The organism is Streptomyces sp. NPDC006512 (genome assembly GCF_040611935.1).
GTDB lineage: Bacteria > Actinomycetota > Actinomycetes > Streptomycetales > Streptomycetaceae > Streptomyces.
The window spans coordinates 54,869-69,889 of the sequence record NZ_JBEXPG010000046.1; the positions used below are offsets into that span (position 1 = coordinate 54,869).

A 15,021-nucleotide genomic window follows, 5' to 3' on the forward strand; every position below is an offset into this window, starting at 1 on the left:
CCACGCCCGATGCTAGGAGGTCACCGCGCCCTGGGACTCGATGTACGCCGAGATCGACGCCACCGTCGAGTTGAGGAACATCTGGTCGATGGGGACCTCGACGCCCAATTCGTCCATGAAGGCACCCTGAATGTTGACCATGATCAGGGACTGGCCGCCGAGGGCGAAGAAATCATCGTCGACCGATATGTCTTCCTGCTGGAGTTCCCGGCACCAAATGGCGCGCACACGATCGGCGATCATCACAGTCCTCTCGATTGTCTTCAGGCTCGGCAAGCATCGGCCAGCGCCGCGCGGTCCGCTTTCCCGTGCGGGCTCAGCGGAATGCGCGGAATGTTCAGGAACCTGGCCGGGACCATGTTCCGCGGCAGCGTCTCCAGGAGGCCCGTGCGCAGGTCGTTCTCGGCGGGGCCGTCCCCCGCGGGGACGACGAAGGCGACGAGTTCGGCGTCGCCGGACTCGGTGTACGTGACCACCACGGCGGCCTCCCGGACCCCGGCCAGCCGGGCGAGCGCGCGCTCGATGTCGGTGGGGTCGATGCGCATGCCGCGCACCTTCACCTGCGCGTCGATCCGGCCGAGGACGACGAGCTCGCCGGCCTCGTTCACGTAGCCGCGGTCACCCGTGCGGTACGCCCGGCGCGGCTCCCCGTCGACCGTGATCGTGGTGAACTTCCGGTTCTCGGGACCGGCGTTGAGGTAACCCGCGCCGACGCTGGCCCCGGAGATGCAGATCTCGCCCTGCTCCCCGGGCGCGACGCCGCGCAGGTCCTCGCCGAGGAGGTGGATGTCGGTGTTGTACGCCGGCCTGCCGACCGGCGGGACGTCCTGTTCGCCGGGCCGGTACCCGGCGAGGTCGTACGAGGTCGCGACGTCCGTGCACTCGGCGACCCCGTACTGGTGCAGGAGGGTGCAGGTGTTGCCCTCGCGCCGCGCCCAGTCCGTGAGCCGCCCGGCCTTCAGGGCCTCGCCGCCGAAGAGGACGTAGTCCAGCCGGGTGAGGGCGTCGCCGCCGCGCGCGGTCTCCCAGTCCACCAGCAGGTACAGGGTGCTGGAGGCGCAGTGGACCGTGCGGATGTCGTGCTCGTTCAGGATGCGGTAGGCCATCATGGCGTCGAAGTTCCGGCTCGCCAGCAGGTACTGGGTGGCGCCGCAGAACAGGGCGGTCATCAGGGCGCGCTGGGAGAGGTCGAAGCCGAAGGCACTGACGACCAGGTTGTTCGACCCGCTGTCCAGGCCGTACTCGACCTGGAGCCAGTTCATCAGGTTGAACCAGCCCTCGTGCCGCACCGCGGTGAGCTTCGGCGTACCGGTCGATCCGGACGTGAAGACCGCGTAGCAGACGTCGTCCCCGGTGACGGGGACGTCGGGCGCGGTCGCCGGGAGACCTGCCAGGTGACCGGCCAGCTGCTCCAGGTCGATGACGTCGACGCTCGCGGACTCGACCATCGCGGCCGTCGCGGGGGAGGCCACGATCAGGGCGAGACCGGGGACCTGGCCCAGCAACAGCCGGAGCCGGGCCTCCGGGTAGGCCGGGTCGAACGGTACGTAGGCCGCGCCCGCCTTCAGGGTGCCGAGGATGGCCACGAGCATGTCGACCGAGTAGTCGAGACACACGCCGACCTTCGCGCCCCGGCCGTGTCCGCGCGCGACGAGCAGGTGGGCGAAACGGTTCGCCTTCGCGTCCAGCTCGGCGTACGTCACCTGCCGGCCGGCCCGGACGACGGCCACGGCGTCGGGGGCGGCCGCCACGTGCGCCTCGAACCGCTTGTGGACGACGGGCGCCGGGGGCAGGGCGACCCGCTTTCCCTGAAGGATCATCAACTGGCTCCGATGTGAGAGGTGTCCGGCCGCACGCGCCGTCTCGGCGCGACACGGGCAACGGGCGTTGCCGGCACGTTCGGGCGCGCCTCTAGGCGGTTTTGCGGTCGGCGGTTTCCAGCATCTGGGCCACCCACTTGTCGACGGACAGGCCGTGCGCGGCCGCCGTCTCCGCGAGGCACTCCAGCCGGCCGACGGACAGCTCGATGGTCAGCGTGGTGACCTTCTGCCGGCGCTTCTCGGCGGCCGCCGGACCGGCCAGCCGGGGCACGTCCTGCTTCTCGTCGCCGCCCGGGGGGATCTCGGCCGTGTCGCTCTGCACGGCCAGGCTGGCCCGGACCGACCGGCGGAGTTCGTTGCGCGACCACTTCTGCTGCTCGGCCTTGCGCAGCCAGTAGTCCTGCTCCGGCGGCGCCAGGCGGGCCACCTCGGCGTGGTGGGCGAAGCTGAGGCCGTCCCGCCGGCGCGAGTGCTCGAACCGCCGGGCCACCCAGGCGTAGTTGCGCAGCGTCTGGTAGTCCAGCCCGGTGCGCTCGATCGCCTCCTTGTACCGCCGCCACCCGTAGGTGGCCTCCCCGTAGATCAGCCAGTCGGCGAGCCACCACGCGGAGGAGTTCACGAGCTCGCGCAGGTCGGTCCCGATCCGCTCCCAGGAGCGCTCCGGCAGGTTCTGCGGGAGGATCATCCCCGACTTCTGCACCGTGGCTTGCGACCCCACGAAGGACGGCACCACGTCGCGCCGCGCGGGCTCACCGCTGTTGCCCCCCGGCCCCGCCTTGATACCGCTCGCGGTCCTCACAGCGCCGCTCACCACCGTCATCCCCCCACTCAGAGTGCTTGCCCGGGCGTAACCGATCACTCGACCGCGAAGCCGTGCTGCTCCGTCAGCCCGCGGCCATGGCCTCGCGCAGGCTCTTGGGGCGCAGGTCGGTCCAGTTCTTCTCGACGTACTCGAGGCACTCGGCCCTGGCGGCCTCACCGAAGACGACCCGCCAGCCGGCGGGCACCTCGGCGAACGCCGGCCACAGGGAGTGCTGCTCCTCGTCGTTGACCACCACGTGGAAGCGGCCGTCCTCGTCATCGAAGGGGTTCGTGCTCAACTCGCACCGTCCTCAACTGTCATGGGGTGGCTCGGGATGGGAATGCGCGGGGGCTGGTGCGGGAGGGCCGCCGCCCCGCGTTCCCCGGAAGGGGAACCCACGACTACCGGTCGGCCCGTGCGCCGTCCGCCCGGTTCGGGCGGTGGTGCGGGCCCCGGCCTTCCGAGCCGGGTCACGGTCGTCGTACGGGCCGGCTGTACGCGTTGCCGGGTAGCCGACGCGCACACTGTAGACACAACCCTTTTGAGACACGGTCAAGGTCTCCTGGAGGAGCAGGTGGCGGGCGGGGATCCACGGCCGGCGTCCGGCGTCCGGGCAGCTGCCGGGCCTCCCGGCAGGGGGCTCCGCGGGCGCGGAACCGGCGGCCGGGTCCCGTCCGCGCCACCTGAGGATCGGCCAAGAGCCGCCACACCTGCGGCGGAGGCCCTCTGGTGCGCGCGCCCCCGCGAGCGGCCACCGCTCTACGGTCCGAGGACGCGCGGCCCTATCCGAGGGAGAGAGATGGACAGCACCCGACCCACCTTGCGCCTGTTCGTCCTGCACCACGCCGGGGGCTCACACACCCTTTACCGCCATTGGCGGGCCGGGCTGCCGGCGACGTGGGACGTACGGCTGCTCGACGCCCCGGGCCACGGTTTCCTCCTCGAACTGCCGCAGATCGCGGACGCCGGCCGCCTCGCCGACTTCCTGCTGAGCCACGTCGAGTCCGAACTGACCGTGCCCTACGCCCTGTTCGGGCACAGCATGGGCGCCCTCGTGACGTACGAGATCACCCGGCGGGCCGTCGACCGGGGCCTGCCGCTGCCGGTGTGGATCGGGGTCTCCGCACGGTCCGCACCGCAGCCGGCCGGACCGGCGCATCCGTACCACGAGCTGCCCGACGCCGAGCTGCGGACCCGGCTGAAGCTGCTCGGCGGCACGCCCGACGAGGTCTTCGACGACCCCGAGCTGTGGGCCCTGTTCGAACCGGTCATCCGGGCCGACCTGGCCCTGGTGGAGAACTGGCGCCCCGCTCCCGGCGCCGCCCCGCTGCCCGTGGCGCTGTCCGCCTACGCGGGAGCCGAGGACCACGCCTGTTCACCGCAGCGGATGGCCGACTGGGCCCGGTACACCGAGCACTTCCTGGGGCTGCGGATCTTCGACGGCGGTCACTTCTACTTCCAGGACGATCCCCGGCCGCTGCTGCGGCAGATCGAACGGGACGCGACCGCGGCGCTCGACGCGGCGGCCGCGACGCGCCCCTCCTGAGCCTCGCCGTGCGGCCGGCGTGCGGCTCAGGGTGCCGCTCCCCCGGAACTCGCGTCCTCGTCCGGTACGACCAGCGTGCCGGCGCCCTCGTCGGTGAGGATCTGCGCCAGGACGGAGTGCTTGACCCGGCCGTCGATGACGCGGGCGCTGCGGACCCCGTTGTTCACGGCGTGCAGGCAGCCCGCCATCTTGGGGATCATCCCGGCGGCCAGCCCGGGCAGCAGCCCGGTCAGTTCGCCGGCGGTCAGCCGGGGGATCACCTCGTCGCTGTCGGGCCAGTTCGCGTACAGGCCCGCGACGTCGGTCAGGACCAGCAGCGTCTCGGCGCCGAGCGCGGCGGCGAGGGCGGCGGCGGCGGTGTCGGCGTTGACGTTGAACACCCCGCCCCCCGCGGCGTCCTTGTCGTCCGCGGGCCGGGCGATGGAGGAGATGACGGGGATGCGTCCGTTGTCGATGAGGGCCTGCACGATCCCGGCGTCGACGTCGGCCACCTCGCCGACGCGGCCGATGTCCACGGGCCGGCCGTCGACCTCCGCGTAGTGCTTGGTGGCGGTCATCAGGCGGGCGTCCTCCCCGGTCAGGCCCACCGCGTGCGGGCCGTGCTCGTTGAGCAGCCCGACGAGCTCGCGCTGCACCTGACCGGCGAGGACCATGCGTACGACGTCCATGGTCTCGTCGGTGGTGACCCGCAGCCCGCCCTCGAACCGGGATTCCAGGCCCAGGCGCCGCAGCTGCGCGCTGATCTGCGGGCCGCCGCCGTGCACCACGACGGGGTTGAGGCCCGCGTGCCGCAGGAAGAGGACGTCCTTGGCGAAGGCCGCCTTCAGGTCGTCGTCGACCATGGCGTTGCCGCCGAACTTGATGACGACGGTCTTGCCGTGGTGGCGGGCCATCCGGGGCAGCGCCTCGATGAGGGCGTGTGCCTTGGGCGGGACCGGACGCTCGGCGGAGCGGCGCGCCCCGCCGTCCGGACGCCCGCCCGGCTGTCCGTCCGGACGTCCGTCCGGCTGTCCGTCCGGATGTCCGGCCGCTCCCGCCACGGCTGCTCGCACTGTCATGAACCCTCCCGGTTGACGGACGTGTCGTTGTCACGCGATCCAGGCGCCGCCATCCGTTTCGTTCGCCTTCGATACGACGGGTGTCGCGGTCGGGAAGGGGCGTCCTCGCGACCTGCCTCAGCGCGTGCGCGCGGGCTGCTCGCAGTACTCGGCGTTCAGGATGGGGAGGAGGGTCTCCGCTCCCCAGTTGGCGTTGTAGTTGTAGGTGAACTGGCGGCGGCCGTCCTCGGTGAAGGTGGCCACGGTGATCCACCCCACGGCGCCTCCGTCGTGGTACCAGACGGACCCTCCGCAGCTCGTCGTGAGCCGCTCGATGCCGAGCCCGTAGGACGAGCCCGGGAAGTCGGGGTTGTCGACCGTCGTCTTCATGGCCGCCAGCTGCTGCGGCGGCAGGAGCCTGCCGCGCATGAGGGCCTCGTAGAACCGATTCAGATCGGCCGCGCTGGAGATGATGTCGCCGTTGCCCCAGGCCTGGGACCCGTTCATCTCGGTGACGTCGTCGATCCGGTCCGGCTGCGCGCCGAAGAGCTTCGAGTAGCCGCGGCTGCTCGGCCGGGGCAGCTGGGCGCCGGTGCCGGGGTGGGACGTCGCCCTGAGGCCCAGGGGCTCGATGATGCGGTTGCGCACCTCGGCCTCGTACGGCTTGCGGCCGACCTTCTCGACGACGAGCGCGGCCAGGACGTCGTTGGTGCTGGAGTACCAGTGCCGGGCGCCGGGCCGGTACGGCGGCTCGTGGGAGAGGGCCACCCGCACGCGCGTCCGGGGCGTCAGGGTGTCGTACCGGTGCTGGAGGTAGCCGTCGCCCGTCAGGTACGTCTTCGCGTACTCCTCGTCGGCCAGGTAGTCGAACAGGCCGCTGGTGTGGTTGAGGAGCTGCCGTACGGTGATCTCGCGGCCGTCGTTGCCGTTGCCCGTCACGAGGCCCGGAAGGTGCCGCTCCACGGTGTCGTCGAGGCTGAGCTTCTTCTCCGTCTCCATCTGGAGGAGGACCGTCGCCACGAAGGTGTTGGTGATGCCGCCGACGCGGAAGCGGTCGTCCTTGCCGCGCGGCGCTCCCGTCCGCAGGTCGCCCACGCCCGACGCGGACTTCCACACTCCGCCCGCGTCCCGCGCCTCGGCGGTGACGCCGGGGACCCCGGCCGCGACGGCCGCGTCGATCGCGCGCTGCGTCGCCCGGTGGCCGGCCGCCGTGGGGCCGGTGTCGCGCGCCGCCTGGGCGGGAGCCGTCAAGGCGGTGGCCGTGATCGCGGCCGCGACCAGGGCGACCACCCCGGCTCTGTATCTCTTCCCCATCGTCATTCCCCTGAGTCGTCCGGATTTGGCTGATTTCGCACTTGTGTGACCCGTGGGCGGCAGCGTCCTGTGGCTGATGCGGTCCACACCCGGCGCTCACGCGCACAACGGCGGCGGCCGGGTCGCACGGCTCCGCGAGGCGGAACGCGCGCCGGAAGGGGCGCTCGGCACACGGCGGCGCCTGCGGTCACGTGGCGTCCCGTCGACGGGACAACTCCCCCGGGCGGGGCACCTGAACGATCCCGTACCCGGCCGCCGGGAGCTCACCGATGATGCACCGGACGATCGGTTTCATGCCACGGAAAGGGTCGCGGCGCAGTCGTTCGAACGCCGCTCCGGCGCAGCTCCAGACCGCCTCGCGAGACTGCTCGCCGGTTACGTACGCCCTTCCATGGAGGCATGATGGCACGTCAGGCCGGTCACACCGCGGGGTCGCGTGGCGCCCCGGCAACCGCTCTCCCGCAGCCCCAGCCTCGGCAGCCGCGCACTGCGGGGACCGCGCCGCGACGGGGTCAGGTACTGACGACCAAGGTGAGCCTCCAGATGCCGGCCGGGCTGGCCTACGCCGAGTGGGAACGGGCCGGGCGGCAGCTCGCCGACGTCCTCGACTCGTCCTCCTGGTGGCTGGGCGACTGGCTCGTGTACGGCAAGGACCACTACACCGACCGGTACCAGCGCGGGATCCGCGCCGTCGGCCTCTCCTACCAGACCCTGCGCAACTACGCGTGGGTCTCCAGACGCTTCGACCTCGACCGGCGCCGGCCCGCCCTGAGCTTCCAGCACCACGCCGAGCTGGCCTCGATGCCGGTCGAGGAACAGGACCACTGGCTCGACCGCGCCGAGCAGCGGCAGTGGACCACCAAGCAGCTGCGCGACGCCATCCGGGCCGTGCGCCAGGGCGAGCGGCAGCCGGGCGCTCCCGCCGAGCCGAGCCGGCGCCTGGAGGTGCCCGGCAGCCGTGTCGAGTGGTGGGGCCAGGCCGCGGAGCAGCTGGGCGTCGACTTCGAGCAGTGGGTGATGGCCACCTTGGACAGCGCGGCCGCGAGCGCCCTGGAGGACCTCGGCGAGCGGCCGGACCGCAAGGCGGTCTCCGACCTCACGGGCATCAAGGGCCTGGCCGCGCCGGCGGCGGGCACCGCCGAGGAGAACGCGCGCCCCGAGGGTCTCGCGGTACGGACCCGGCCGGTGGCCGTCGGGGCCTGAGGGCCCCTTGCCCGCAGGCCCCGGCACGCCGGCGCGTCACGTCACCCCGCCCCGCGTCACGGCAGGGCACTCATCAGCCCGGCGGTCTCGCGCTGGTACCTGCACGCGCTCTGCCCGAACGACTCCCGTACCCGCTCGCGCACCTCGCCCGGCTGTTCCTGGCTGAGCTTGAACATGCCCTCGGCCCCGGTCACCGTGAACCGGAAGGCCCCCACCTCGGGCACGATCTTGCGGAAGTAGTCGAGCGACCCGGTCATGTCCCAGCCGCTGCCGAACTCCCCCTCGAAGGCCCGTACGGTGGACTGCACCACGCCCAGCGCCTCCTCCGTCGAGTCGATCTTCTCCACCACGCCGCGGACGTGCACCGAGGTGAAGTTCCAGGTCGGGGCGGCCGGGGTCACCCCGTACACCGTGGGCGACACGTAGGAGTGCGGACCGGTGAACGTCAGCAGCAGGACGCTGCCCGACTCCAGCGCCGCCCAGTGCGGATTGGCCCGGTTCATGTGTCCGAGCAGCGTGGCCCCCGTCAGGTCGCCGGACCAGTCGCCGGACGTCTCGGGGTCGAAGATGACCGGCAGGTGCGTGGCGAACGGGCCGTCCTCCCGGCTGCCGTTGGCCGCCGCGAGCGCCAATGGATTACCACGGATCAGGTCCACCATCCACGAACTGTCCGGTTCGCGGTAAAAGCTGGGCACGTACATCCGAATTCACCCTTTCGGCAATTGACTCAGGGCATGGCTCTGGCTCAGTGCATGACTGACGGCACTCCTCCGGAAACACGCCATCGGCCTCGCCACGCAGGGATTCTGCAGATATGCGCCGACCGTACCGGCGTCCCGTCGACAGGACAACGCTTTCGCATATCGAGCAACGCGAGAAGCACTCTCCAATGACCTTCATACCGTCTTCAAGTTGCCTTGGGGCACTCTCCGGAGCAACACTGCATAACGGTCTCTCGGGCCACCGTCCGAGTTTTTCAGACGCAAGCGGGAGAGTTTTCTATGGGCGTAACGGATAGGCGCAGCCAAGAGATCTACGACGTGGTGGGCATCGGGTTCGGCCCGTCCAACATGTCGCTCGCGATCGCCTTGGAGGAGCACGGAGCGAGCGCTCCGCAGCATCCGGTCAGATCCCACTTCTTCGAGCGGCAGCCGTCCTTCGGCTGGCACCGGAACATGCTGCTGCCGTCGACGACCATGCAGATCTCGTTCCTCAAGGACCTGGTGACCTTCCGGAATCCGGTATCCCGGTTCGGCTTCATCTCGTTCCTGCACGCCTCCAACCGGCTGGTGCAGTTCGTGAACAACCAGGACTTCTTCCCGACCCGGCAGGAGTTCCACCAGTACCTGGAGTGGGCGGCCGCCGGGCTCGCCGACCGGGTCACCTACGGCGCCGAGGTCACCTCGATCCGGCCCGTGGCCGAGGCCGGGGCCGGCGCGCCCGACCTGCTGGAGGTCGAGGTGCGCGGCAGCGACGGCACCACCAGCACGGTCACGGCGCGCAACGTGGCCGTCTCGACGGGCCTGGTGCCGCGCCTGCCGGAGGGCGTGAGCGCCGACGAACGCGTGTGGCACAGCTCGGAGTTCCTGACCAAGTTCAACGCGCAGGCCCCGGAGGACCTGAAGAGCGTGGCCGTGGTCGGCGCCGGCCAGAGCGCGGCCGAGATCACCCGCTTCCTGCACGACGCGCTGCCGCACGCCCAGGTCTCCGCGGTCATCCCGTCCTACGGCTACTCCGTCGCCGACGACACCCCCTTCGCCAACCAGGTGTTCGACCCGGCCGCGGTGGACGAGTACTACTTCGGCAGCGAGAAGGCGCAGGACGCGTTCTGGCGCTACCACCGCAACACCAACTACTCGGTGGTCGACTCCGACGTCATCCGCTCGCTGTACCAGCGTTCGTACGACGAGCAGGTGCGGGACAGCCGACGGCTGCACTTCCGCAACCTCACCCGGGTCGACGCGGTCGAGCGCGTCGGAAGCGGGGCGCGGGTGGTGCTGCGCTCGCTGCTCGACGACCGGACGGAGGAACTGACGGTCGACGCGCTGGTGTTCGCCACCGGCTACGACGGCCTGGACCCGGCCCGCCTGCTCGGTGACTTCGACCGCCACTTCCAGCGCGACGCGGCGGGCCGGCACCGGGTGGAGCGCGACTACCGCCTCGTCGCCGCTTCCGGACTGACCTGCGGCGTCTACGTCCAGGGCGGCACCGAGCACAGCCACGGCCTGTCGTCGTCGCTGTTGTCGAACATCGCGGTCCGCAGCGGCGAGATCGCCGATTCGATCGTGCTGCGGCGCACCGAGCGGGAGCTGAACCGCACCTCGGCCGCGGAGCGGGAGCCCTCGGCCGCCTGAGACGGCCGGGAGGGGGTGGGCCCCGGTGCTGCGGCCGCAGCACCGGGGCCCACCCCTTGGCGGTTCCCGGGGTACGCCCGGTCGGCCGGTCAGCTCACGCGGCGTCGGCGGCAGCGGCGGCCGCGCCGGCGTCCATCGCGTCCCGCAGGCTCTGCGGCCGCAGGTCGGTCCAGCGCTCCTCCACGTACGCGAGGCACTTGTCGCGGCTCTCCTCGCCGAACACGATGCGCCAGCCGGCGGGCACCGTCGCGAACGAGGGCCACAGCGAATGCTGCTGCTCGTCGTTCGCCAGAACCCAGAACCGGCCTTCAGCGTCGTCGAACGGGTTGCTGCTCATGAATGCACTCCAATTCAAGCCGTCCACGATTCACTTTCGAGCGGAAAGTGAACCATCATTCCTCGGTGGCATCGGGCTGGCGATAAGCCAGCCCCGATCATGGCACCTTTCAGGAATCCCGTGGAGGCCTTCGGTGCCCGTTCCTCTCGATATCGGCGACCCGCTGTCCCGTTGCCAGGACTTTTCCCGGTCCGGCGTCGCCAGGGTCGGCGGGACCGCTTGAGGAGTATTTAAAGGATGCTCCATCCGGGCCGCAGAGACTGTCCGTACCGAGTGCGGATCCCCTGGAGATCCCCGGGATCCCCTCGGCGTCCCCCACCACCCCAAGGACACGGACGCAAGCGGAGGCTGAGATCATGACCATCGAGCTGGTGGGCACCGCCGAACTCAACGCCCAGAGCCAGGACTTCGCCGCCCTGTACGCGCAGGTCCAGCAGTTCTACGCGCACCAGATGCGGATCCTGGACGCGCACGACACCGAGCGCTGGGCGGCCACCTTCACCGAGGACGCCGTCTTCGAGACCCCCTCCCTGTCCGTGCCGGTGCGTGCCCGCACCGGACTCGCCGGCTACGTCCGCGCCGGCGCGGAACGGCAGCGGCGGGCCGGCAGCCGCCTCGACCACTGGATCGGCATGCTCGACGTACGGCCCCAGCCGGACGGGGTCCTGCACACCCGCTGCTCGGCCCTGGTGTACGTGACGCCCGCCGGAGGCGGCTCCAAGGTGCTGCACGTGTACGTCATGGAGGACGTCCTGCTGCGCACCCGCGGCGAATGGCGCACCGCACACCGCCGCATAACCCGCGACGACCTGGCCTGAGCCCCGCCCGCCCGGTCCGTACCGGACCGCGCACCCCGGCCGTCGGGCTCCGGTTTCCGGTAGCTAGCCTGGACCAACCGCCTTCGAGCCGGCGGTTCTTCGGCCGGAGGCAACCGCGGGTGCGCTCCGGAGACCCGGTCTCCCGAGCAGGGGGAGGCCTGAAGTGACGGGAACGACCACGCGTGACCGGCCGGACACGCCGATGCCGCCTCCGCCGGACGGTGACGTACCCGCCCGACGGTCCGCCGGGGACCGGCTCCTCGGCGCCGCGCTGATCGCGCTGTCCCTGGTCCCGGCCCTGGCCTGTTTCTTCCTTGCTGCCGAGATGCTGCCGTCCGACGTCAGCCGGTACGAGGCCTACGCGGCGACCGGGCCCTGCCCCGGGGAGGACTGCCTGCGTACGGTCTCGTTCACCGTCGAGAGCGTGGTGTCCAAGGACTCGGGGAAGAGCACCGTGTACGACGTCATCGTGCACGGCACGCCCTTCGGCAGGGGGTTGGTCCCGTTCGGCGGTGGGGGGCCGCTGGTGAAACAGCTCCGGCCGGGGGACCGGGTGACCGGTACCGTCTGGCGCGGCGACGTCATGGCGCTGAGCCGGGACGGCATCCGGGAAAGCTCCGCCGACGAACCCCGCGACGAAGCCCAGATGACCGCCGGCGTCGCCACGTTCGCGGGCCTGCTGGCGGCCCTGGGGCTGGTACTCGGCACGGTCCGACTGGCCGGAGGCGACCGGCACGGGCACCTCGGCTGGCGCCCGTTCGTGAAGCCCATGCTGATCGGGACGGGCATCACCTGCGGCGGGGTGGCGTTCCTCGCCCTCGCCCTCGGCGTCCCCTGGTGGGTCGTGCCCGCCGTCGTCGTTCCCTTCGTGGGATACGCGGCCCGGCAGCTCCACCGGTACCGGCGGGCTGCCGTCCGGTAGGGACCGGGTTGTCAAGCGCGGTTGCGATTTCGGCGGGCGGATCGTCGCACGCTACGACCGCGGCGGGTCGGCCGCGGTCGTAGCGTTACACCTCCCGCACCTCCCGCACCTCCCACGACGACGAGGCCGACGCCGCATGAGCACCGCCGCCGAGCACCCCGGAAACGGCACCGGGCTCCCCCAGCCCGCGATGACCGCGGAGGACCTGCGCGCCGCTCTGGCCCGGGTCGCGCCCGAGGCCGTGCCCACGTTCGACGCGGAACGGACGGCCGCCCTCGCCCTGGCCCGCGACCGGGTCAGCTCCGCCCCGGTGCGCAGGTTCCTGCGGCAGTGGGCCCTCTACGTCGCCGTCGAACGGCACCCCGCCCAGGCCGCCCGGCTGCGCGCGCTGGAGGACCGGGCCGCGCACGTCACGGACGTCGACGAGGCCCGTGCCCTCGCCGCCGAGATCGGGCTGATCCTGGACAAGGCCGCCGCCGAATCCGGGCTTCCGCACAGCGGAGCCGAGTGAGCGCCCAGCGCTGGGAGCACGACCCCGACGGCCGGTGAACGGGGTCTCGGGGGTGGGGGGTTCGGTGTGACCGAGACTGGGGGTCTGCCGACGCACGCACCGGGGGGTGTCCCCCGATACCTGGAGCGCCTTTGTGATCATCGATCTCGTTGTGATCTACACGGACCGGCTCGACGCCTGTCGTGACTTCTACGGCCTGCTGGGCCTCGTGTTCGTGCCGGAACAGCACGGGAGCGGGCCCGCGCACCATGCCGCCACGCTCGCCGACGGCGGTGTCCTCGAGCTCTACCCGGCGACCAGGCGGCCGCCGACCGGGTACCTGCGCCTCGGGCTCACCGCGCCCGCGCACGGGACCCGGTTCCTGCCTGCGGGCCGGCACACCCTGACCGACCCGGACGGGCGGACGGTGGTGCTGACCGTCCCGGAGGAGCACGGGCCGGCCTAGGCCGGGGCGGGTGGGCGCCAACGGGGGCCGGGCCGGGGGTCCTTATGATCCGGAGATGGCTTCTCATGATGTCGGAAGGCCCCCCGGGCGTGCGGTCGGTCTGCTGGGGCGGTGGTGGATGGCGTCACCCGCGTGCTTCGTGGCGGCGGTGCTCGTCGGCGCCTTCGCGCAGACGCGGTACCTCGTCGACGAGTGGGCCTTGGCGGCCTTGGTGTGGGCGGGGCTGGGCGGTCTGGTGCTCGCGCCGGCCGTCGGGCTGGGGATCGCCCTGTTCGGAGGGCGCAGGGACGTCCTGCGGCGCTTCGCCGTCATGGGCGCGGTGTCCGCCGTCGCGGTCCTGCTCTTCTTCGCGTTCTGGGAATTCGCCTCCGAGTGCCCGGACGGATACCACTGCTGATGACGCGCACGTGGACGGGCGCGGTGTGCGCGGTGGCGGTCGCGGCCGCCGTCGGCGGCCTGGTGACCGCCCTGGACGACTACGCCGTGCCGGCCGGGCCCTTCGCGCGGAGCGCCGCGTGTACGGACGTGGTCGGCCGGCTGCCCGAGCGGCTGCTCGGGCGGGACCGCGACGCGGTCGAGGGGGCCGGCGCGGCCGGGTGGGGCGGCGGGGCCGTGATCCTGCGGTGCGGGGTGCGGCCGCCGGCACCGACCGTCGACACCTGCATGAACGTGAACGGCGTCGACTGGGTGCTCGACGACGAGCGGGCGAAGCGCGGCGACGGGTGGGTCTTCACCGTGTACGGGACCGACCCGGCGGTCGAGGTGTCCTTCAAGGAGAGCCGTCAGCTCGCGGGGGACGCCCTGGTGGCGGTCGGCGGCAGTCTGGGGGGTTTGGTACGGAAGTCCAGGTGCCTCGCCCTGAGTGACACCTGAGTCACGGTGCGTACAGCGTGTGCGAGTGCGGCCGGTATGGGAGAGGCTGGGGGTGATCGCAGGGCGAGGAGGGTTCCGTGGACGTATCACGCAGGGCGCGGACGGGCGCCGCACTGTTCGCGGCGGCGGCGCTGCTGACCACCATCGTGCCGGCCTCCGCCGCCACCGCCACCTCCGCCCCCGCCCGGGTCGATCCCGATCCGGTCGTGGTCGTCGACTGCTTCGCGCAGGCCCAGGTGCGGCCCGAGGAGTACCTGCTGGCCTGCGGTGACGGGAACAACCGCCTCGTCGACCTGCGCTGGCACGACTGGGGAACACGGACCGCGACGGCCACCGGCACCGACATGGTGAACGACTGCCGTCCGTACTGCGCGGCGGGCCGCTTCCGCGCGTACCCGGTGACGGTGACCCTGGCGAACCCCGAGCGCTGGCCCGACCACCCCGACCTGGACCGGTTCACGACGATGCGGCTCCTCTACACCGACACGGCGCCGCACCCGGTCCCGAAGGACAGCACCTACAAGCTGACGTGGTGATCCGGCCGGCGGCCCGTCAGGGGTCGGGCCAGTCGGCGTCGACGAATCCCATCTTCCGGTTCATGGCGATGGCGTTCGTGTTGGCCGGGTGGTGGAGCGTGCGGATCTCGCGGGCCCCGTACAGGGCGGCGAAGCGGGTGCCGATCGTCTTCATGGCGATGGACAGGCCGCGGCCGCGGTGGCCGGCCCGGACGCCGGTCATCTCGTTGAGGAGGTAGCCGTCGTGGTGGGAGGTCGCGGCCATGCCCACCCAGGCGTCGCCGTCGAGGGCGAGGACGATGCCGCGCGGGTCGTAGGAGGGGGTGTCGAAGCGGCGCGCGAGGTACTCGTCGTACGTGTGGAACCCGCCCCGCTCCGGGATGTCGGCGGAACAGGTCCTGTCGAGTTCGTACAGGGCCCGGCGGTGCCCGGGGGTGTCGCCGAGGTCGGCGAGGGTCGTCAGCCGGATGTCCTCGCGGCGGGCCCTCGCCACGTACGCGCCGAAGCGCCGGGCGTCGAAGGCG

The 15,021-nt window shown here is 71.8% G+C and carries 19 protein-coding genes; 10 read left to right on the top strand and 9 right to left on the bottom strand.

Going from position 1 to position 15,021, the window contains the following annotated elements; genetic code table 11:
* Positions 1-12: 12 nt before the first annotated feature.
* From ABZZ17_RS28035 to ABZZ17_RS28050, 4 genes are all read right to left on the bottom strand, one after another.
* Positions 13-228 (bottom strand): phosphopantetheine-binding protein, encoded by a 216-nt coding sequence (locus tag ABZZ17_RS28035; RefSeq protein ID WP_356879834.1) that lies wholly within the window; start codon positions 226-228, stop codon positions 13-15.
* A 35-nt stretch (positions 229-263) separates the two neighbouring features.
* Complete coding sequence (locus ABZZ17_RS28040) at positions 264-1,820, bottom strand: amino acid adenylation domain-containing protein (RefSeq protein WP_356879835.1); 1,557 nt, start codon at positions 1,818-1,820, stop codon at positions 264-266.
* A 91-nt stretch (positions 1,821-1,911) separates the two neighbouring features.
* Positions 1,912-2,631 (bottom strand): LmbU family transcriptional regulator, encoded by a 720-nt coding sequence (locus ABZZ17_RS28045; RefSeq protein WP_356879836.1) that lies wholly within the window; start codon positions 2,629-2,631, stop codon positions 1,912-1,914.
* A gap of 73 nt (positions 2,632-2,704) precedes the next feature.
* Positions 2,705-2,920 (bottom strand): MbtH family protein, encoded by a 216-nt coding sequence (locus ABZZ17_RS28050; RefSeq protein WP_356879838.1) that lies wholly within the window; start codon positions 2,918-2,920, stop codon positions 2,705-2,707.
* Between the two features lie 501 nt (positions 2,921-3,421).
* Here ABZZ17_RS28050 and ABZZ17_RS28055 point away from each other — a divergent pair.
* Positions 3,422-4,168, top strand: a complete 747-nt coding sequence (locus tag ABZZ17_RS28055) for an alpha/beta fold hydrolase (protein ID WP_356879840.1) — start codon at positions 3,422-3,424, stop codon at positions 4,166-4,168.
* Positions 4,169-4,194: 26 nt separating this feature from the next.
* Here ABZZ17_RS28055 and argB read toward each other — a convergent pair whose 3' ends face one another.
* Positions 4,195-5,226, bottom strand: coding sequence for an acetylglutamate kinase (gene argB, locus ABZZ17_RS28060; RefSeq protein ID WP_356879842.1), 1,032 nt, complete (start codon positions 5,224-5,226; stop codon positions 4,195-4,197).
* A gap of 117 nt (positions 5,227-5,343) precedes the next feature.
* Positions 5,344-6,519 carry a serine hydrolase domain-containing protein gene (locus ABZZ17_RS28065; protein WP_356879844.1) on the bottom strand — a complete coding sequence of 392 codons (1,176 nt, stop codon included), beginning with the start codon at positions 6,517-6,519 and terminating at the stop codon, positions 5,344-5,346.
* Positions 6,520-7,050: 531 nt separating this feature from the next.
* Between ABZZ17_RS28065 and ABZZ17_RS28070 the strand changes: the two genes are divergently transcribed.
* Positions 7,051-7,722, top strand: a complete 672-nt coding sequence (locus ABZZ17_RS28070) for an LmbU family transcriptional regulator (protein WP_356879846.1) — start codon at positions 7,051-7,053, stop codon at positions 7,720-7,722.
* A gap of 56 nt (positions 7,723-7,778) precedes the next feature.
* Here the strand turns inward: ABZZ17_RS28070 and ABZZ17_RS28075 are convergent, their stop codons facing one another.
* Complete coding sequence (locus ABZZ17_RS28075; protein WP_356879848.1) at positions 7,779-8,423, bottom strand: FMN-binding negative transcriptional regulator; 645 nt, start codon at positions 8,421-8,423, stop codon at positions 7,779-7,781.
* 300 nt (positions 8,424-8,723) lie between these two features.
* Here ABZZ17_RS28075 and ABZZ17_RS28080 point away from each other — a divergent pair, with 300 nt between their 5' ends.
* On the top strand, positions 8,724-10,076 hold the full coding sequence (locus tag ABZZ17_RS28080) for a lysine N(6)-hydroxylase/L-ornithine N(5)-oxygenase family protein (RefSeq protein WP_356879850.1): 1,353 nt from the start codon (positions 8,724-8,726) through the stop codon (positions 10,074-10,076).
* 94 nt (positions 10,077-10,170) lie between these two features.
* On the opposite strand, the gene ABZZ17_RS28085 is transcribed toward ABZZ17_RS28080, so the two are convergent.
* On the bottom strand, positions 10,171-10,413 hold the full coding sequence (locus ABZZ17_RS28085) for an MbtH family protein (protein WP_356879852.1): 243 nt from the start codon (positions 10,411-10,413) through the stop codon (positions 10,171-10,173).
* A 356-nt stretch (positions 10,414-10,769) separates the two neighbouring features.
* Here ABZZ17_RS28085 and ABZZ17_RS28090 point away from each other — a divergent pair, with 356 nt between their 5' ends.
* From ABZZ17_RS28090 to ABZZ17_RS28120, 7 genes are all read left to right on the top strand, one after another.
* Positions 10,770-11,231 (top strand): nuclear transport factor 2 family protein, encoded by a 462-nt coding sequence (locus ABZZ17_RS28090; protein ID WP_356879854.1) that lies wholly within the window; start codon positions 10,770-10,772, stop codon positions 11,229-11,231.
* 163 nt (positions 11,232-11,394) lie between these two features.
* Entirely contained in the window at positions 11,395-12,153 is a 759-nt protein-coding gene (locus ABZZ17_RS28095; protein ID WP_356879856.1) for a hypothetical protein, read from the top strand.
* Positions 12,154-12,289: 136 nt separating this feature from the next.
* Entirely contained in the window at positions 12,290-12,664 is a 375-nt protein-coding gene (locus ABZZ17_RS28100; protein WP_356879858.1) for a DUF6247 family protein, read from the top strand.
* Positions 12,665-12,797: 133 nt separating this feature from the next.
* A complete protein-coding gene (locus ABZZ17_RS28105) occupies positions 12,798-13,109 on the top strand; it encodes a VOC family protein (RefSeq protein ID WP_356879860.1) in 312 nt (103 codons plus the stop codon).
* Positions 13,110-13,164: 55 nt separating this feature from the next.
* Positions 13,165-13,506: a hypothetical protein gene (locus ABZZ17_RS28110; protein ID WP_356879862.1), complete on the top strand. Its 342-nt coding sequence runs from the start codon at positions 13,165-13,167 to the stop codon at positions 13,504-13,506.
* On the top strand, positions 13,506-13,982 hold the full coding sequence (locus ABZZ17_RS28115) for a DUF3515 family protein (RefSeq protein WP_356879864.1): 477 nt from the start codon (positions 13,506-13,508) through the stop codon (positions 13,980-13,982). Before ABZZ17_RS28110 ends, ABZZ17_RS28115 begins: the two co-directional genes overlap by 1 nt.
* Before the next feature lie 77 nt (positions 13,983-14,059).
* A complete protein-coding gene (locus ABZZ17_RS28120) occupies positions 14,060-14,518 on the top strand; it encodes a hypothetical protein (protein WP_356879866.1) in 459 nt (152 codons plus the stop codon).
* A 16-nt stretch (positions 14,519-14,534) separates the two neighbouring features.
* Here ABZZ17_RS28120 and ABZZ17_RS28125 read toward each other — a convergent pair.
* Positions 14,535-15,021 (bottom strand): GNAT family N-acetyltransferase (locus ABZZ17_RS28125; RefSeq protein WP_356879868.1); only part of this gene is annotated, 487 nt, incomplete at its 5' end.